Below are 18,186 nucleotides of genomic sequence, written 5' to 3'. Positions count from 1 at the left end.
CCACGTCGTGCCGCCGGGCCCCGCCGCCCTGCCGTGCCCGCTGCTGTGCCTGGCTGTTCTGGCCGACCTGCCTGTGCCGGGTCGTAACGCCCGTGTCCGGGTGTGTGGTTGGTTCTCGCCGCGGCCCCGTGCCGGTGTCGGGCCGGGGCGCCGGGGCGGGGCGGTCGACCGCCTGCCGCCGCCCCGCCCCGGTGCCCGCTGCGCGATGGCCGACGGCTGCCGGCGCCGGACGCACCCGTGACTTGCCGGGGAGGGCGACGGTCACCGACTGTTCGCACGTGAGACCTCAAGTCCAGGCATTCGTCGCCGACGGCCCGCTCCTTGACCGGGACGCGAGCGAAGAAGAGATCGACAGGCGCGTCGAGCAGATCGAAGCGATTCCGAAGCCGGTCACGGGAGAGGAAACCCGTGCGCTCGTCGCCTGCTTCGGCCTCGACGACTGCTGCGGCGTCGCCCGGACGCTCCTGCACCTCATCGAGACCGGCCCCAGCCCCGTCCTGGCCACCGACCCCGGACCGGACGCCAACCAGTGGTACCAGCGGCTCTTCCTCCGCGCCGTGAACGGAGGACTCGTCCCCCGGACTTGACGGCACAGCAACGCGAGGTGTCTGCAGCGCTGCTGTTCCCGCCGCTGCTCGGCTTGCTCTGCCCGCCACCATGCTGGACTGCGTTCGCCCGGCAGACCGCGCGGCTGGCGGCGGTGCCTGCACCGGGGCGGGCGGTGGAGTGGTGGCGGTCGATGAGGCGTCGTGCGGCGGCCGGATGGAGCATGGCCGAGCCCTCGGCCACCAGGCGGACGGCGCGCAGGATCTCGGCCGGCCTCGACGTCCAGGGACTCGACGGCCGCCGCCTGCAGCACATTGCGGCCCCCGCAGCCCCGACCGAGGACGCCAAGCCCGCCCTCTTCAACAACGTCGACATCGTCCACGGATTCGAGCTCGGCGGCCAGAAGGTGGCGCCCGTACTGAGCTTCTACGCCGGGTGGGTGGTGTGGGCGGTGACCGACGACCTGAAGCGAACGGCCCTGCTGCTCGCGACGGCCGACGACGTGAAGGATGTCCTGGCGCGGACCGACCCTCCCGCAGAGTCTCACCCGGGTGGTGCTCTCCTTGAAGGACGAACTGGTGCACGACAGTCCCTCGTGCTGCCCGCGTGCGCCTGCAAGGAGCTGCGGCTGCCGTGGTGCCGGACGGCGAGGGCCGGTACGGGCACTGGCCCTTGGCCATCACGACGGCATGCTGCACACCGTGCTCCGCCGTTGCACGGGCGGTGAGTCCGTCAAGAGGATTCAGCCCGGCCTCTGGACCCGGCGGGTCGCCCGTCGGAGGGGCCGCGGGCCGGTGGGGTCTGTCTTTCGGTGGAGAGGGAATCATTCCGCAGGTTCACGCCCATGCCCCGGGGTGTGCCGATACTGGGGTCATGTCCCTGCTCAGCCGCGTCCTGCACGTCGTTCCACGCGGCGTCTCAGCCCGTCTGCCCAGATGGGCCGGTGCGGGATCGGAGGGGATCGCCGCCGCGGCCGCGACCGGTCTGCTCTGCCTTGTCGCCGGAGTCCAGTGGCAGCTTCCGCACCCGGGTGTCCAGGCGGTGGCAGTTCCCGTCGCCGCCGTGCTCTATCCGCTGCGCCGCCGCCACCCTGTGGTCGTCCTCGTGGCGTTGACCGCGTCGGTGGGCCTGCTGCCGTTCCTGGGACCGGTCACCGCCGCAGCCCTCTACACCGTTTCCCGGCTGCTGCCCCCCGGCAGGCGCCGCGCCTGGTTGTGGGCCCTGGCCACGGTGGCGCCGGTCGTGACGGCGACGGTGTCCTCGATCGCCTCGTGGACGGGCCCGGCCCGTGCGACCTACGCGGTCGCCCTGGGCCTGCTCCTGTCGGTGGCCGCGGTGGTGGTGCCGGGCCTGGTGGGCACGGTCTTCGGCCAGGCGGACCGGCTGCTGGAGGCCCTGCGGGCCCGCGCGGATGCCGCCGAACGAGCCCGGGCCGCGGCCGACAGCGAGGCCCGGACCCAGGAGCGTTCCCGGATCGCCGCCGAGATGCACGATCTGGTCGGCCACCGGCTCAGCCTGGCCTCCCTGCACGTGGGCGGCCTGGAACTCGCGCTGTCCAAGGACGCGCCCGCCCTGCGACCGGACGCCACCGTTGTGCGGAGCACCATCAAGGACGCGCTGCGCGAGCTTCGGCAGGCACTGGGCGTCCTCGACCCGCTGGGAGTGAACACGCAGACCGGGGCCGCGTTGACCGAGGAGATCGGCACCCGGGCCGACATCGGGGAACTGGTCGCCCAGTCCCACGCGGGTGGGGTCGACATCGCCCTGGAGTGGACGGGGCCGGACCTGACGGACGTGCCGGTGCCGGTTCGGCGGGCGGTGCACCGTGTGGTGCGCGAGTCCCTGACCAACGTGCACCGCTACGCGGCCGGCGCCGGGGTCACCGTCGAGGTCTGCCGTGACGAGGACACCGTGAGGGTCGCCGTCCACAACACCGCGTTGTCGCCGGGGGCGCTCACCGAGGGAGTGGGCACCGGACGGGGCCTGCCCGCACTGCGCGAACGTGTCGGGCTGCTGAACGGCTCCTTCACCGCCGGGCCGTCGGCCGACGGCGGATTCCGCCTCGCCGCGGACCTTCCGCTGCGACCCGTCCCCTCACCGGCCATGACCCGATCCGGTGCCTCTCCGTGCGCCGGGGCCCATCCGGCGTGCTCCTCGTGCGGCCCGGTCCCGGAACCAGCCGAGCCCCGCCGCACTCGGGCGGTCCACGCCCTCGTGCTCGGCGGGGGACTTGCCGCGGTGACGGCGCTGATCCTTGCGGGGATCGGGTTCTCCTACTCCCCGAAAGGCCCACAGGCCCCTCCGGAGCAGCCCGGGATCGGCATGACGCTGGAGAGGTTCCACGCCACGGGGCCCGGAGACTCCCAGGGTGCGCGTGCCGCCGCGGCGGGCCGGGAGCCCGCCCGGCCCGCCGCAGCGGCCGGCTGCCTCTACGCCTTCGGCCCACGCCCCGACGACCGGCCGACCGACACCCTCCCGCTGGTCCGCTACTGCTTCGACACCCATCAGCGGTTGATCGCCATCGACCCCTTCACCGTTCCCACGGTGCGCGAGCCCGTCCTCTGGGAGAGCCCATGACCACCCCGACCGCCCCGATCCGTGTCCTGCTCGCCGACGACGAGACGATGATCCGGGCCGCCGTGCGGATGATCCTCTCCCACGCCGACGGCATCGAGGTCGTGGGAGAAGCCGCCGACGGCCGCCAGGCCGTGACGGAGGCGGCCTCCCACCGCCCCGATGTCGTCCTCCTCGACATCTACATGCCCGTTCACGGCGGGCTCGCCGCCGTCGCCCCATTGCTGGCCCTGGATCCGGCACCACGGGTGCTGATGCTGACCACCTTCGGCACCGACGACAACGTGCTGACCGCGTTGCGCGACGGCGCGGCCGGATTCCTCCTCAAGGACGAGGGGCCCGAGGAGCTGATCCGAGCGGTCCGTGCGGCGGCGGCCGGGGACTCCGTACTGTCCCCGCAGGTCACCGGCACCGTCGTCGCCCGTATGCTGAGCGGTGTGCACCAGGCGGCGGCTCCCGGCCCCACCGACGAACGCATTGCTCGCCTGACCGGCCGGGAACGCGAAGTCCTGAAACTCATCGGTGAGGGCTTGTCGAACCAGGAGATCGCCGGCCGGCTCCACATCACCATCGGCACCGTCAAAACCCATGTGGTCGCCATCTTCGCCAAGACCGACACCGGCAGCCGCGTCCAGGCGGCAGTTCTCGCTCACCGCACCGGTCTCGTCCACTGATCAGGCTTTCACACTGCCCTCGGGCGCTCCCCGAGTCATCCGTCCCTTCCCGGACGTTCCGGCGCGCCGGGAGGGACTCCATCCTTCGACAGAGACGCGAGTCGTCCTGGAGGAGGAAACGGACCGCCACCCCTCTTGATCGCCTCTGTCCGGCGACAGAGGGAAAGCCACCGCCTGAGGACGATGTTTTCGCAGGTCAGGCAGGGTGACGATGGTAAGCGTCCCCGGCCGGTGCCCCGAATGCCAAGCGATCTCCCCCGACAGGGGAGGCCTCGGGCCCACCCGGCCGCCTTCTTCTCACCCCTGTGCCGGAGTGTGCCCATGTCGCCGAGGTCCTTCCCCCACCACGCCCCGTACGCGGGCTCCTCCGCCCCGCGCCGGCCGGCGGCCCCTTTCGCCGCGAGCACATCCGACCTGTCGAAGGTGTACGGCAGCGGGGACACACAAGTCGTCGCCCTGGACCGGGTGAGTATCTCCTTCGAAGAGGGCGGGTTCACCGCGATCATGGGCCCCTCGGGCTCGGGCAAGTCGACCCTGATGCACTGCGTCGCCGGCCTGGACCCGGCGTCCTCGGGTTCGGTGCGGATAGGCAGCACCGAGCTGAGCCGCCTGAACGACCGGCAGCTCACCGAACTGCGCCGGGACCGGATCGGGTTCATCTTCCAGGCGTTCAACCTGTTGCCCACCCTGACGGCGGTGGAGAACATCACCCTCCCCGCGGACATCGCCGGCCGCAAGGTCGATCGGCAGTGGCTGGAGACGGTCGTGAACATGGTGGGCCTGTCCGATCGCCTCGATCACCGCCCCGGCCGGCTCTCCGGCGGCCAGCAGCAACGCGTGGCCGTGGCCCGGGCCCTGGCCGCCCGGCCCGCGATCGTCTTCGGCGACGAGCCCACCGGAAACCTCGACTCCCGGGCCGGTGCCGAGGTCCTGGGCTTCCTGCGGGAATCGGTGCGGCAACTCGGACAGACGGTGGTGATGGTGACGCACGACCCGGTGGCCGCCGGCTACGCGGACCGGGTCGTCTTCCTCGCCGACGGCCGACTCGTGGACGAGATGCGGCAGCCCAGCCCGGACCGGGTCCTGGACCGCATGAAGGAATTTGACGCCCGGGGCCGTACCAGCTGACCGGGCCGCCCCACAGGTGCTCCCACCCCCCTGATTCCGCTCGCGCCGCACTCTCCTTCCGCCCTCTCACGCCCCGGACACACACTCATGCTGAAAACAGCCCTGCGCAATGTCCTCGCGCACAAAGCCCACTTGGTCATGACCGTGCTTGCGGTCTGCCTCGGCGTCGCCTTCGTCAGCGGCACCCTGGTCTTCGGCGAGACCTCCACCGCTGCCAGTCGTGCCGCCGCCTCCGAGAACCTCGCCGACCTCTCCGTCCGCGTCAGCCCCAAGCCCCTCGAGCCCGGGGAGCCCGCGCCCGGGGGCCGACCCCCGGTGCTCGACGACGCGACCGTCGCCGAGCTCGCCGGTATCAGCGGCGTCGACAGCGTCCGGCCCTCGATCTCCGGCTCCGCCGTACTGAACACGGCCGACGGCAACCCGATGCGCAGCGCGAAGCGCGGCGGCAACCGGGCCGACGCCTGGATCCCCGGCCCCGGCGACAAGGACCCCCGCTTCCCGATCGCCCAGGGCCACGCACCGCGCACCGGCGACGAGATCGCCCTGGACACCGGTACCGCCGCCCGCGGCAAGCACAAGATCGGTGACAGGATCACCCTCGCCACCAACGGCCCCGTCATGCACAAGCGGCTGGTCGGCATCGTCACCACCGAGGACACCCGTGTCAGCTCCGGCTCCGGCACCCTCGTTCTCTTCGACAGGGCCACCGCCCGCGACATGTTCGGGCAGTCCGGCGCCTACTCGTCCATCGACCTGACGGCCAAGCCCGGCACCGGTGACTTCGACCTGGCCGAGCGCGTCACCGACACGCTCGGCGCCGACCGGGCCGAGATCGCCACCGCGAGCGACCTCGTCGCCCAACAGGACCGCTACGTCAGCGTCCTGGTCCGCGGCAACGAGAAGGTCGCCCTGATCTACGCCCTCGTCGCCCTCTTCATCGGCTCGTTCCTGATCGTCAACACCTTCACCATGCTGGTGGCCCGCCGCAGCCGGGAGATCGCCCTGCTGCGTGCCGTCGGCGCCTCCCGCCGCCAGGTGATCCGCTCCCTGCTGATCGAGGCCGGTCTGGTCGGCCTGTTCTCCTCAGCCCTCGGCTTCGTCCTCGGCCTCGGTCTCGCCGTCGCGATGCCCCACTTGATGACCATCGACGGGAACGCCGCTCCCACCGGGCCCCTCGTGATCGGGGCCACGCCCATCGCCGCCGCGCTCCTCGTCGGCGTCGGCCTCACCGTGCTCTCCGCCTGGCTGCCCTCCCGCAAGGCGTCCAGGATCGCTCCGGTCGAGGCGCTGCGGGCCGTCCACCGGCCACCGTCCGCCACCGCCTCCCGCTACCGGGCAGTCGCGGGCGGACTCCTCGCCTTCGGTGGCGTCGCCCTGCTGATCTCCCTCTCGGGAGCCGAGGACGCCTCCGACGAGAACCTCCAGAACGCCGTGTTCGGCGCGTTCGGCCTGATCGTCGGCCTGTTGATGCTGGCCCCGATCCTGGCGGTCCCCATGATCCGGGCCGGTGGCAAGCTCACCACTCGCTTCGGCGTCGTCGGCCGGCTCTCCCGCGAGAACGCCCTGCGCGACCCGCGCCGCACCGCTGCCACCGCCTCCGCCGTCGTCGTCAGCACCGCCCTCGTCGCCGGCCTCGCCATCATCGCCCACTCCAGCGCCCGGGCCCTCGACCGCCAGGCCGCCGCCGGCCTCACCGCCGACCACCTGATCACCGCCGACCAGATGACCGGCATCGACCGGGCCACCGCCCGTAGGATCGCCGACACCCCGGGCGTGCGCACCGCGAGCGCCATCGCCGATGGGCAGATCCTCCTCGGCGGCGACAATCTGAGCGTCACCGGTGTCGATCCCGCCGGTCTCGACAACGTGATGAAGCTCGACTTCGTCTCCGGCTCCCTCAAGGGCCTCAAAGCCGGTGCCGTCGCCGTCTCCGAGACCACCGCCCGCGAACACCACCTCAAGGCCGGCTCCCAGGCCGATACCACCCCCGGCTTCGGCCGCGACGGCATCCGGACCTATACCGTCATCGGCGTCTACCGCGACAACCCCGCCGCCGGCCCGGCCATCGGCGACCGCGCGGAAATCCAGCACCTGGACGAGAACAGCCAGTACTTCACCCGGGTCCTCGTCGCCACCGACAAGAACGGCGTCTCCGAGGCCAAGCTCCTCGACGCCACCGGCAAGAACCCCCTTCTCACTGTCCAGAGCCGCGACGAGTTCGTCGCCGAGGCGTCCGGTGTCATGAGCATCGTCATCAACCTGATGTACGGCCTGCTCTTCCTCGGCGGCGCCATCTCCGCCCTCGGCATCGCCAACACCCTCGCCATGTCCATCACCGACCGCACCCGCGAGATCGGCACCCTGCGCGCCATCGGCATGCACCACGCCGGTATCCGCACGATGATCCGCCTCGAGGCCCTCACCGTCTCCGCCTTCGGCACCATCCTCGGTGTGGTGAGCGGAACCTTCGGGGCCTGGGCCATCGGCTCCCTCGCCAACGGCTCCATCGAGCAGTACGAGTTCACCCTCCCCTGGGGAACCCTCCTCGCAACCGGTGCGCTCTCCCTCGCGGTCGGCATTCTCGCCGCAGCCCTCCCGGCCCGCCGAGCCGCCGGCCGCAGCCCCTTGGAGGCCGTCGCCGAATCCTGACCCCGAGCCACTCGACAGCGCCACACGACGCCCGCTTCGTACGTGAAGAGGAGGTACTCACCGGAGACGAGGCCGCGGCCGGCATCGCCGCACCCGCGCCTGTGCGAGACAGCGTGGCGAAGGGGCCCGTCCATCACGGACGGGCCCCTTTCGGGCGGCCCCGCGTCCCAGCCGCCCGATCCGTCGCGACGAGCGGCAGGGGAGAGGCTCGACGAGGCCCTGCGACTCGACGTCGGAGAGTTGCTGGGCGGCAACGGCTGATCGACCGAGTAGTCTCCGGCAGGACGGCCTCGCCGTCTCGGCAGGTCTCCATCGATTTCCCCGGCCGCCGCTGCACCAGCTGCTCCCGCCCGCACCTCCGCGCACCCACTCACCCACCGGCCGAGGCCGTCGCCCTGGACGACACCGCCCGTGCGGAGCGAGCGGGACCGGCCCCGGCGCCGCCCGGCCCTCGATGCCGTGTCCTCGGCATCCGTACCTGAACAGAAGAACGACATCGTGCGGAGCGTGCGATGTGCGTCGCATCGAGCGGAGAGGCATGACAGGACGATGTTGATCTGCGGCATCAAAACCTGTCGGTCGCAGGCACGGCGATGGCCTATGCCGCGCTCGGCCGGGTCGAGAAGTCCGCCCACCCGATCTTCGACGGAATCACCGACGCCTTCCCGGCCACGTCACCCGACAAAGCGGAGCTCTTCGGGAAGAAGATCGCTGTCAACCGCGACGAACTGCTTCCCGGGCTGTCGGACGCGGACCTCATCGCCACGTTCCAGGCGTACCTCGGAGACCTTCTGCTGCACCGGCTGTCCACCGTGCTGCGGCGTGGGCTGTTCAGCCCCACCAGTACGGGCCGCCCTGCCTCCTGCGCGCGGCCCAACCTGGTGATCGGGGGAGGATGCGCACTCAATATCAAGCGGAACAGCATGCTGCGGGCCAGCAGCCTGTTCGACGACATCTGGATCGCGCCGTTCCCGAACGACTCGGGCGCAGCGATCGGCACCGCCACCTGCGAGATGTTCCGCGTGAGCGGTCACCCGGCACTGGAGTGGGACGTCTACAGCGGACCCCGGATCGCAGTGGGCGGAATTCCCCAGGGATGGCAGGAAAACCCTGTGACGAAAGGCAGTTGGCGCAGCTGCTGCACACCGAAGGGGAACCGGTCGTCGTACTGTCCGGCCGGGCCGAGCTCGGTCCGCGCGCGCTGGGCAACCGCAGCGTCCTGGCCCCGGCCACCGATCCGGCCATGAAGGACCGTCTCAAGGGCCGGGCCGGATACCGCCCGGTGGCGCCGGTCTGCCTCACCCCGCACGCGCCGAAGGTCTTCACCCCGGGCACCCGCGACCCGTACATGCTCTTCGAGCACCGCCTGCGGCCCGGCCGGGCCGACCGCATCCCCGCCGTCGTCCACCTGGACGGCACCGCACGGCTGCAGACCATCGACCCGTCCCAGCACACCGCCGCCGCACGCATCCTCAGCGCCTACGAGGAACTCAGCGGAGTTCCGGTGCTGTGCAACACCAGCGCCAACCACAACGGCAGGGGATTCTTCCCGGACGTGGCCTCCGCGGCCGAGTGGGGCGGCACCCGCTACATCTGGTCCGAGGGAAAGCTCTGCACACGCACGTCCCCGGCCGAGGTCCCGCCCTGCTGAGCACGCTCGACCTGATACCGATACAGCCGACGACAGGCAGACGTCCCGGCCCTCCAGCACCGCCGGATTCTGGTGCGCGCCGCGCCCAGGGACACCATCGGCAGGCGCCGGTGGTCGACGACGCCGACCCGCTCCCGGTGCTCGGCCGCCAGGTGCCCGCGAGCCCGGCTGACCGGCCGGCGGGTGTTGATCCCGGTCATCTCCGGAACACACGCCGGGGCATTGCGAGGCACGGCTCGCCGGCAGTGCTTCCTCCAGAGGCGGCGAGGGCGTCGATGAGGCGGGAGACCGTCGGGTCGGAGGCGACCGGCCCGAACAGGGCCGGCTCAGCCCGCAGCATGCCGACATCGACCGTGCGGTCCCCGCCCGACGCGACCGCCGGTGCAATGTCCAGGAGAGCCTTCCCGGGATCGTGGACGGCCCGCGGCTTCCGTCATGGCGCACGGACGCCTCTGATTCGTTGGTGATCACGGGCTGGTGCGTGATTGGGACAGGGCTGAGGTGCCTGAGCCGGGGCTTGTGTCAGCCGATGGTGTTGTGGTCGGAGGCGAGGTCGGCGATCAGGGTCCGCAGCCGCAGCCGCAGCCGCAGCCGCAGCCGCAGCCGCAGGCCGGGACGGTCGGGGACCGCACATCCCCGCTCGGCCGGCAGGGCGCGTGTTTCGCCGACCGCGCGAGTGATCGTGGAACGGTCGACGCCGAAGAGCGGCCCGAGCACTGAGCGCGGAAGATCGTGTCGCAGGTGAATCAGTGTGGCCGTCAGCCGGTCGGCGAAGACCAGGCGGTGCCGGGGCGGCGTTCAGCAGGTGCTCGGTGCGCTGCGGCCGGCGAAGCGGTCCGCGAGCCAGGGCCGTCCTTCCGAGCTGGTCGCCGCGGTCGCGGCGATGTGGCCGGGAACGTAGTTGCCGGAGAACTTCACCGTCGTACCCCTGCGGCACCAGTCGGCCGCAAGGGTCCTGCCGACCTGCTGGGGCACCACGTCGTCCAGGGCGCTGTGGGAGAGCAGGACGGGGACGGCGGGTGTGCGCCTGCCCAGCTGCTGGTCGGCCACGATCGTGTCCCAGGGGGCGCGCTTGAGGCGTTCGGTCAGCGGGCGTCCGTCGGCGGTGAGGAAACGCGAGTTCAGGAACGGGTACCTGGCCAGTGCCTGTGTCGTGCACAGGTTGTCGCGCAGGTCGTCCGTCACGCGCCTGCCGTGGGCGTTGAGGTAAGGGCCGGTGTCGATGTCGTAGGAGGCGGACAGGCCGGACAGGGCGTAGTTGAAGAACGCCCCGTAGGGCGAGCCGTCCATGCTCTCGGCGACCTTGTTCATGTCCGCCGGCGGTGCGCCGACGACCGCACCCCGGATCTTCAGCTCGGGTGCGTAGGCGGGGGCGAGTTCGGCAGCCGACGCGGATGCGCCGCCGCCCTGGGAGTAGCCGTAGAGCGCGACCGGTCCGGCAGCCGGGAGGCCCGCGGCGTCCAGACGCTGGGCGGCGCGGACGGAGTCCAGGACGGCCCGGCCCTGCGCCTCACGGTCCATGTAGGTGTGCACACCCGGAGTGCCGAGGCCCTGGTAGTCCGTCACCACCACGGCGTAGCCCTCGTCGAGGAGCCCCTTGAGCGGCAGCGCCTCGTACTCCGTCCCCTCGGCCAGCTGGCGCGAGGGGGCGCACTTGTCGGCCAGGCCCTGGGTGCCCGGGGCGAAGCCGACGATCGGGCGCGGCGCGGCATGCGCCTTGTTCGGGACCAGTACGGTGCCGGTGACCGCGATGGGCCTGCCCGTGCGGTCGGTCGTGCGGTACATGATGCGCTGCACGTTCGCGTCGACCTTCACCGCCTTGAGCGGGTCCAGATGGAAGACCCCCGGTTCGGCACTGATCACGTCACCGTTGGAGTCCGGCAGACGCACCTGCCGGACCTCGGGAATCGGCCCCGTGGCGGCCGCCTCGCCGGACGGCACGGGGACGGTGAACGCCGCGCAGGTGGCGGCGAGCGCTGCCACCACCCGACGGCGCGGAACATGACAACTCTGCATGAAAGCCCCTCGGTCGGAGAATCGGGATGATCAATGAACTGGACGAGACGGATAACGAGAATGAGGACATGTGGTGACGCGTGCGGGTGCCGGTCGATCGCCCGGCCGATCCCGGTCGGTGTTCGCCCGACGCCCGATCCGAGGTCTGCAACGCCCCGCTTCGCCAACGCAGTTCACGACGACCACCCGTGAGCGATCTCGCCAAGCCGATACTCCGTGTGGCTCCCTGGAACCATACGGCGGTTCTGGCTCAACTTCCGTGTAAGGGCGACTCCGAGCGACGGTTGGCGGCTGCCGGATGGCGCGAGAAACAGACCGAAAACAGATCATGATCGTCGCGGTGGGGCTGACAGTCTCGCCCGTGAGAGAAGTCGTGCCCCGGTTGCAGGAGCTGTTGTTCCCGCCGGTCGCGGACGTCGCGGTGTTGTCAGTGGACGTCGATATCGCGATAGTCCGTGTTGACGCGCACAGCACTTCGCGGGGCGCCGCCTGCCCGCAGTGCGGCATCTGGTCGGCTCGGGTTCACAGCTCCTGCCTGAGGTTTCCCGCCGATGTCCCGAGTGGCGGGCGAAGAGTCGTACTCCGCCTGCGCGTCCGGCGCTTCCGGTGTCCGGACAGGGTGTGTCCGCGGCGGACCTTCGTCGAGCAGATACCCGGCTTGACCCGGAAGCACGGCCGGCGCGCCGAGCGGCTGCGCTCCACGCTCGCTTCGGTAGGTCTCGCCCTGGCGGGCCGGGCCGATGCCCGACTGTCCGCGGTTCTGGGCGTGTCCGTCAGCCGGAGCACGGTCCTGCGCCTGGTCAAGGTCCTGCCCGAGCCGGATGTCCCGTCTCCTCGGGTGGTCGGCGTCGATGAGTACGCCACCCGCAGGGGCCATGCGTACGGCACCGTGTTGGTCGACGCCGAGCCCCGACGACCGGTGGACCTGCTGCCCGACCGGGAGGCGTCCAGCGTGGCCGGGTGGCTCGCCGCCCGTCCCGGGATTGAGGTCGTCTGCCGCGATCGTGCGCCGTTCTTCGCGGAAGGCGCCAGGGCCGGGGCGCCACGAGCCATCCAGGTCGCTGACCGGTGGCACCTGTGGAACAACCTCGGTGATGCCGCCGAGCGTGCTGTCGCCCGCCATCGCCAGTGTCTGCGCGTCCTCCTGCCCGAATCGGTCGGGAAGGAGGAGGCGGACGAGCCTGTGCTGTCCGGGGAGACCCCGGCCTCACCGTGGAAGAGTGACCGGTCCGCCAACCGCATCCGGGCCAGACACGCCACCGTCCGCGCAATGCTCGAAGCAGGCCACAGCCGCCGTTCCATCGGTCGTCAGCTCCATATGACACACCGAACCGTCAAGAGCCTGGCTGACGCCGCCGGACCGGAAGACCTCTTCACCGGCCAGTACCAGTTCAACCGAGCCACGGCCGTTGACGAGTACAAGCCCTACCTCGACAAACGCTGGGATGAGGGATGCACGAACGCCTGGAAGCTGTGGGAGGAGATCATCCCGCTCGGCTGCACCGGCAGCTACGGCATCGTCAGCGCCTACATCAGGAAGAAGCGCACTTCACCCCGCCCAGCCGCCAACACCTCGCGCTGTCACCCGGCGGATTCTCAGCCGGCCAGAGACCCTCACCGACACCGAACACTTCCGACTGAAGGAAGTCCTGGCCGACTGCCCTGAACTCGAAGCCCTCACCGGCCACGTCCGGTCCTTCGCCGAAATGCTCACCGAGCGCCAAGGCCACCGTCTCCCGCAACGGCTCGACGCCGTCCGCAGCGACGACCTCCCCAGCCTTCATAACCCTCGCGGCCGGCATCGACCGCGATCGCGACGCCGTCATCGCCGGACTCACCTTGCCCTGGAGCTCTGGCGCAGTCGAAGGCCATGCCGACCGGATCAAGATGCTCAAGCGCCAGATGTTCGGCCGCGCAGGTTTCGCCCTGCTCCGCAAACGTGTCCTGCCGTCCTGACGGTGCCGGGAAGTTCGGCTACAGCCCAGCCGCTCGACGGTTGGGCAGAGCGCATGCCGCGGTACCTCCTGGCATGCGGTGACGATTGTTCGCGACAAGTCGGTACACACCATGGGCAGCCCACCGCATGGGAGGCAGCATGAGCAACGCACCCGCCAGCGCCCACCCACCGCCTGCGCTCAACAGCACCTTCGCAACAGCCTGGGCGCCTCCATACACAACGCCGCTGGGAGTCACCCACAAAACTTCATGCTCGGCTCGTGTTGAGGCGACACCAAGAGCTTCCAAGTCCGCGAACTGCCAAGCAATGGTCTCGCAACGAGGCTGTAGACGTCGCTCAGCGAACCTCACCGAAGTAGTGCAAAAACCGCAATCCCCATCAAAAACGAGTACAGGCCGATTCCGCATGACCACATCATGCCGCGCCTACCGCAGAGTGGCCGCTTCACCGACGGATACAGGCCACAGAGCGTCATCGAGCACGGAAGCTGCGCCAGAACCGTCTCTCGTGAGCAGAGCCACCCCGATCCTCGTTCCGGTCGCCGGGGCCGTCATCGGTCTCGCTCCCGGTGCCCTCGGTGGCGGGCGCACCGACCGCGTGGACCCGTACGGGCGGGGACTTGCGCCAGGAAGTGATCGCCCCCTTCACCAGGTTCGCTATCCTCGCCGGCTGGGACGGCAAGAGACTCGCCTCGAAGATCACCGGACGAACTCTCCAACAGATCTTCGCGTTCGTCCTGCGGGGCGTGGCGGCCTTCGTGCTCGTCGACGTGATCGCCCGAGCGAGGCCGCTACGGCCGCCGGGAGGGCCGGGCCGGGGAGAAGAGCACGGCTTCTCCGGCCACCCATGCTTCCCGTCCCATGCCTCGCCCCGCACCCGCGGCACGGTCGGACACAACGGCCGCAAACTCCCCGGCCGCCGCCCCGACAACGCCCCCGGCACGACTCCGCGCAACAACCGGGTCGAGGAGAAGGCGGGGCCGGTGCGCCGGTTTTCCGCCCTCTCCGTTCGACTGGCACGGGACCGAGCGCGTCACCCGTGCTTCGACGGCTCCCGGGGTGAGGACCGCGCCGTCCGTTTCCCCGTCGGGCGGAACAGCGCCAGCAGCCCTGCCAGCGCGACCAGAACCGCCAGGAACAGGAGCACGATCCGGTCGGACACGGCGGCTCCGACGGCCGACAGGCGCTCCTCCAGGGCGAACTCAGTGTCGGTGCTGATCACCGACGGCAGTGCGGACGTCCCGTCGAACATCAGGAAGGCCGTGCCGAGCGCGACGAACACCAACCCGCCGATGACCGAGGTGCTGTGCAGGGAGACCCGCCCCACCCGGAGGGACCGGCCGCGCAGCCAACGCTTGCGGCCCAGGTCGAACCGGTCCCACAGCAAGGCCAGAACGAACATCGGCAACGCCATTCCCAGCGCGTACACGGCGAGCAGCATCCCACCGTGGACCGGATCACCACCCACTGCCGCCACGGTGAGAATGCCGCCGAGAATCGGCCCCGCGCAGAAGCCGGCCAGGCCGTAGACGGCGCCCAAGACGAACACGGACAACGCCGATCCGGAACGGCGTGCACCGGCCGCCTGCGCCATGCGCCGGGAGCCGAACCCCAACCCGGCGATCTGGGCCGCGCCCAGAACGATGACGGCCCACCCGCCGACCGTCACCAGGGTGTCCCGATGGCCGTAGAACAGCCGGCTGGCGAAGGAACCGGCTACGCCGAGCGGCACGAGCGTCGCGCACAGACCGATGTAGAACAGGCCGGTACGGGCCAGCAGTCTCGTCCGGCTGGTGAAGGAGTACGCGAAGAAGGCCGGCAACAACAGCGCGCTGCACGGACTGAGGAGCGCGAGCAGCCCACCGAGGAAGGCCACCGCCAGACCGACCTCGCTCACCGTCCCGCCGCCTCGGCCGCCGCTTCGACGGCTTCCTCGAACGTGTCCGTGGGCTGGGCCCCGAGGACCGGCTTTCCGTTGATCAGGAACGCCGGGGTGCTGCTCACACCGAGGCCGTAGCCCTCTTCCTGATCCTTGCGCACGGCGGCGCGGGCCGCGTCGGATGCCATGTCCGACCGGAACCTCTCGATGTCGGGGATGCCTGCCTGCCGAGCCATCGCGACGAGTTTCTCCGCGGAGAACTCGCCTTTGTTGCGTTCACGTGGCCTGCTGTAGGCGACCTCGTGGAACTCCCAGAACTTCTTCTGGCGTCCGGCGGCCCATCCGGCCAGCGCGGCCCGCTCGGACTCCTCGCCGAAGACGGGGAAGTTGCGCCACTCGATACGCAGCACCCCCTTGTCCACGTAGGAGCGCAGCAGTTCGGGTTCGGTCTCGCGGGCGAATCGACCGCAGAAGGGGCATTGGAAGTCGGAGTACTCGATCATCACGACCGGGGCGTCGGCCGGTCCGACGGCCAGGGCGTCGCCGGGGGCACGGCGCGCAAGGGCGAGCAGGCTCTCGTCGGCGGGTACCGGGTCGGCCGGTCCGGTGGCGACTGGGGACCTGGTCTCCGGCTTGTCGCCGGGGGCCGAGCCATCCAGCGCGAAGGCGAGTCCGGCGAGCGCCGCGGCGGCGACGAGCGCCGCGGCCGTCACAGCGGTCCGCCTGCGGGGACGGCGGGCGGAAGAAGGGGTGGATGAAGGGGTGGCGCACCTCAGACGTGAGGAAGAAGGAAAGGAGCAGAACCGGGCCGCGGATCAGGCGGAAGCCGTGACCGGGCACACGGCCTGGAGGGACAGGCGGCGCAGTGCGGCCTCCGCCAGCAGGCCCACGGAAAGGACCGCCAGCAGGGGCTGCAGGGGGGCCCAATAGCTCATGGCGCCGGAGGCGCCGAGAAGCACGAGAACGAGCTTGTTGCACACCGGGCAGCCGACGGCGAAGAAGGACAGCACGCCGCCGGCCGCTCCCAGACGACTGCCGTCGCGGGCCGGTGCCGTCTTGGGCGGGGAAGGCTGCCGCACGTAGGTGCTCAGGACGATGCCCGCCAGTGCCGCCGTGACGACGAGGGCGGGGTAGTTCCACCACTGCACGGGGACGGACCGGCCGAAGAGGGGGTTGGGCACCACGTCGGTGGGCGTGCCGACCAGGACCGCGGTGGCCAGGGCACCGAGGCCCGCCACCGTCCACTGCCGGGTCCGCCAACCACGCAGTGCCGCACCGGCCCGGCTCCATGAGCGCGGGGAAGAGGACATGTGAGATGACTCCGTTCTGGAGGATTCAGGGACACGACCAACGGGCCGGTCTAAATCCGCAGAACGGAGTGGAGCGATGGGGGAGGCGGCGGGGCGGGGCCCGCCGAGTACGTGCCGGGGCACGGCGCATGGAACGCCACCGCTCCGGCCCGGGACGTCGGGCAACCGGAGCAGTCGGATACCTGCGAAGTGTTCTCGGCCCGCTGCGGGGTCTGATCGGCGACGGCCTTCTTGCCGCACGGCGCAGATGTTCCGGACGGCGCTTCGAGAGAGGAGGAGGGGTGGGCGAACTCCGCGGCAGATGTCCGGAGGAGCGAACCGTCACGCTGCACGTGGCCGAACACGCACAGCAGGGCGACGACGGCCACGAGCAGGGACAGAACAGCGCGAAAGCCGGTGTGCACCGGCCCGTATGCGCTCGCCCGCCTCATCATCGCCCCCACGCCCGTTCAGTGGTACGGCCACTCTAGGGCACACGATCCGGCACCCGCCTCAGCCCGTGCGGAATTCCCACCCGGGCGGACCCGAGCCTCCGCGACGATGAGCCGCGCCCTCCAGGGCCCGTTTCGCACGCGCCGTCGACGGCCCCGTCGGGACAGCCCGACAGGCTCGCCCCGAGCACCCGAGCACCCGAGCACCCGAGCACCCGAGCACCCGAGCACCCGGGCACCCGGGCACCCGGGCACCCGAGCGGCTCGTAGGAGAGCGGGGACAGGCGACCGGACGGGAGGGAGTGCGGGAAGAGGTGAAATCGCCTCTTCCTCAACCGAGGACACTTCGACGTGGGAGCGAGGCGCGGCGTCCGAGGACGGGATACCGGCCCGACGGCGGACCGGCGGGAGGAAACGGTCCGGAAGGCCCCCGTGCACGGGCCGATCGGCCTGCCGCTGGCCCCGGTGGTGCCGCATCCGGTTCACCAGGCACAGCACAGAAGAGGAACCCGCACCGTGAAGAAGAGCGCCCTCCCCATGCGCATGGGTGGCGAATCGCTGTCTCCTCGATGTCCGCTCGCGGTTCGTGGAACTCCTGCAATCGAACACAACTACCGCGAGCTCAGACACGGCCTCGGCCTGGACCACTTCGAGGACCGCACCTGGCGCGGCTGGCACCACCACACCACCCTCGTCACCGCCGCCCAGGCATTCCTCCCATCAGGTGGCTCGACCCGAAAGTCCACACGACGGCCCGACCCTCCACCAGGTCCTGGACGTTCTCCAGAACCTGCTGAAGGGCTGGACCGGCACCTGCACCACCTGCAACCGCCCCTACCCCGCAACAGGGGGTTGTCACGTTGTTGGGTGTGTGAGTGTCTGATGGTGTACCGGGTGTGGTGGGGCCGGGTTCCGGTGCTGTGCTCAGGCCGTGGTGGGCAGGGTGATGCCGGTGGCCTGGTTCCGGATGGTGAGGCGGATGCGGTAGTGGGTTGCGGTCATCAGGTGTCGGCGGGGCCGGAAGTGGGGTGAGATACCGCTGAACGCGGCCGGGAACCGCTGGGCTGCGCCGACGCTGCGGAAGAAGCGCCTGGTCGCGGCCTTGCCCCTTCGGCCCCGGACCAGGGTGTCGAGCACGGTGCCGTCAACGTCGACGGCCCGCCACAGGTACTTCCGCTACCCGTTGATCTTCACGGACACCTCGTCCGGATGCCATTCCCCCCGGCCACGGCCGGCGGCTGCGCAGTCCGTTCGCATGGGCCTGCCCGAACTTCATGCACCAGCGGCGGACCGTCTCGTGGGGGACGATCACATCGCGCTGGAGCATCAGCTCCTCCACCCCACGGAACGACAGCGGGAAGCGGAAGTACAG

General features: G+C 70.7%; 14 protein-coding genes and 5 pseudogenes. 10 read left to right on the top strand and 9 right to left on the bottom strand.

All coding sequences use genetic code 11. The features are described from left to right. Positions 1-278: 278 nt before the first annotated feature. On the top strand, positions 279-587 hold the full coding sequence (locus ABZZ04_RS29440) for a hypothetical protein (RefSeq protein ID WP_356935255.1): 309 nt from the start codon (positions 279-281) through the stop codon (positions 585-587). A gap of 106 nt (positions 588-693) precedes the next feature. Here the strand turns inward: ABZZ04_RS29440 and ABZZ04_RS29435 are convergent. Next, positions 694-825: pseudogene (locus ABZZ04_RS29435) on the bottom strand (DNA-binding response regulator); the annotation flags it as partial. Between ABZZ04_RS29435 and ABZZ04_RS29430 the strand changes: the two are divergent. The 7 genes from ABZZ04_RS29430 to ABZZ04_RS29400 all read left to right on the top strand — a co-directional run bounded on the left by ABZZ04_RS29430 (position 770) and on the right by ABZZ04_RS29400 (position 9,222). Continuing rightward, entirely contained in the window at positions 770-1,273 is a 504-nt protein-coding gene (locus ABZZ04_RS29430) for a hypothetical protein (RefSeq protein ID WP_356935302.1), read from the top strand. The pseudogene ABZZ04_RS29435 and the gene ABZZ04_RS29430 sit on opposite strands and share 56 nt — an antisense overlap. 146 nt (positions 1,274-1,419) lie before the next feature. After that, positions 1,420-3,123 (top strand): histidine kinase, encoded by a 1,704-nt coding sequence (locus ABZZ04_RS29425; protein ID WP_356935254.1) that lies wholly within the window; start codon positions 1,420-1,422, stop codon positions 3,121-3,123. Then, the gene (locus tag ABZZ04_RS29420) at positions 3,120-3,794 is read left to right on the top strand and encodes a response regulator transcription factor (RefSeq protein ID WP_356935253.1); all 675 of its coding nucleotides are present in this window, start codon (positions 3,120-3,122) and stop codon (positions 3,792-3,794) included. Before ABZZ04_RS29425 ends, ABZZ04_RS29420 begins: the two co-directional genes overlap by 4 nt. Before the next feature lie 321 nt (positions 3,795-4,115). Continuing rightward, on the top strand, positions 4,116-4,922 hold the full coding sequence (locus ABZZ04_RS29415) for an ABC transporter ATP-binding protein (protein ID WP_356935252.1): 807 nt from the start codon (positions 4,116-4,118) through the stop codon (positions 4,920-4,922). A gap of 87 nt (positions 4,923-5,009) precedes the next feature. Continuing rightward, positions 5,010-7,571, top strand: a complete 2,562-nt coding sequence (locus ABZZ04_RS29410) for an FtsX-like permease family protein (RefSeq protein WP_356935251.1) — start codon at positions 5,010-5,012, stop codon at positions 7,569-7,571. 593 nt (positions 7,572-8,164) lie between these two features. Further along, positions 8,165-8,818, top strand: a complete 654-nt coding sequence (locus ABZZ04_RS29405; RefSeq protein ID WP_356935250.1) for a carbamoyltransferase N-terminal domain-containing protein — start codon at positions 8,165-8,167, stop codon at positions 8,816-8,818. Then, positions 8,707-9,222 carry a carbamoyltransferase C-terminal domain-containing protein gene (locus tag ABZZ04_RS29400; protein ID WP_356935299.1) on the top strand — a complete coding sequence of 172 codons (516 nt, stop codon included), beginning with the start codon at positions 8,707-8,709 and terminating at the stop codon, positions 9,220-9,222. Before ABZZ04_RS29405 ends, ABZZ04_RS29400 begins: the two co-directional genes overlap by 112 nt. A gap of 259 nt (positions 9,223-9,481) precedes the next feature. Here the strand turns inward: ABZZ04_RS29400 and ABZZ04_RS29395 are convergent. The 3 genes and pseudogenes from ABZZ04_RS29395 to ABZZ04_RS29385 all read right to left on the bottom strand — a co-directional run. Next, positions 9,482-9,664 (bottom strand): annotated as a pseudogene (locus ABZZ04_RS29395) (IS1380 family transposase); the annotation flags it as partial. Positions 9,665-9,819: 155 nt separating this feature from the next. After that, positions 9,820-10,011: pseudogene (locus tag ABZZ04_RS29390) on the bottom strand (transposase family protein); the annotation flags it as partial. 9 nt (positions 10,012-10,020) lie between these two features. Then, positions 10,021-11,238: a lipase family protein gene (locus ABZZ04_RS29385; RefSeq protein WP_356935249.1), complete on the bottom strand. Its 1,218-nt coding sequence runs from the start codon at positions 11,236-11,238 to the stop codon at positions 10,021-10,023. A gap of 298 nt (positions 11,239-11,536) precedes the next feature. Between ABZZ04_RS29385 and ABZZ04_RS29380 the strand changes: the two genes are divergently transcribed. Beyond that, the gene (locus ABZZ04_RS29380; RefSeq protein WP_356935248.1) at positions 11,537-12,904 is read left to right on the top strand and encodes an ISL3 family transposase; all 1,368 of its coding nucleotides are present in this window, start codon (positions 11,537-11,539) and stop codon (positions 12,902-12,904) included. 308 nt (positions 12,905-13,212) lie between these two features. Here ABZZ04_RS29380 and ABZZ04_RS29375 read toward each other — a convergent pair whose 3' ends face one another. The 4 genes from ABZZ04_RS29375 to ABZZ04_RS29360 form a co-directional block, all read right to left on the bottom strand. Further along, the gene (locus ABZZ04_RS29375) at positions 13,213-13,602 is read right to left on the bottom strand and encodes a DUF393 domain-containing protein (RefSeq protein WP_356935247.1); all 390 of its coding nucleotides are present in this window, start codon (positions 13,600-13,602) and stop codon (positions 13,213-13,215) included. Positions 13,603-14,227: 625 nt separating this feature from the next. Then, the gene (locus ABZZ04_RS29370) at positions 14,228-15,091 is read right to left on the bottom strand and encodes a cytochrome c biogenesis CcdA family protein (protein ID WP_356935246.1); all 864 of its coding nucleotides are present in this window, start codon (positions 15,089-15,091) and stop codon (positions 14,228-14,230) included. Next, positions 15,088-15,849 carry a thioredoxin domain-containing protein gene (locus tag ABZZ04_RS29365; protein WP_356935298.1) on the bottom strand — a complete coding sequence of 254 codons (762 nt, stop codon included), beginning with the start codon at positions 15,847-15,849 and terminating at the stop codon, positions 15,088-15,090. Before ABZZ04_RS29365 ends, ABZZ04_RS29370 begins: the two co-directional genes overlap by 4 nt. Positions 15,850-15,888: 39 nt before the next feature. Next, complete coding sequence (locus ABZZ04_RS29360) at positions 15,889-16,383, bottom strand: hypothetical protein (protein ID WP_356935245.1); 495 nt, start codon at positions 16,381-16,383, stop codon at positions 15,889-15,891. Positions 16,384-17,414: 1,031 nt separating this feature from the next. Between ABZZ04_RS29360 and ABZZ04_RS29355 the strand changes: the two are divergent. Then, positions 17,415-17,611 (top strand): annotated as a pseudogene (locus ABZZ04_RS29355) (IS701 family transposase); the annotation flags it as partial. A gap of 127 nt (positions 17,612-17,738) precedes the next feature. Here the strand turns inward: ABZZ04_RS29355 and ABZZ04_RS29350 are convergent. After that, positions 17,739-18,186 (bottom strand): annotated as a pseudogene (locus tag ABZZ04_RS29350) (DDE-type integrase/transposase/recombinase); the annotation flags it as partial.

The organism is Streptomyces sp. NPDC006435 (assembly GCF_040612315.1).
Taxonomy (GTDB): Bacteria; Actinomycetota; Actinomycetes; order Streptomycetales; family Streptomycetaceae; genus Streptomyces.
This window is presented reverse-complemented; position numbering and strand designations above follow the sequence as displayed.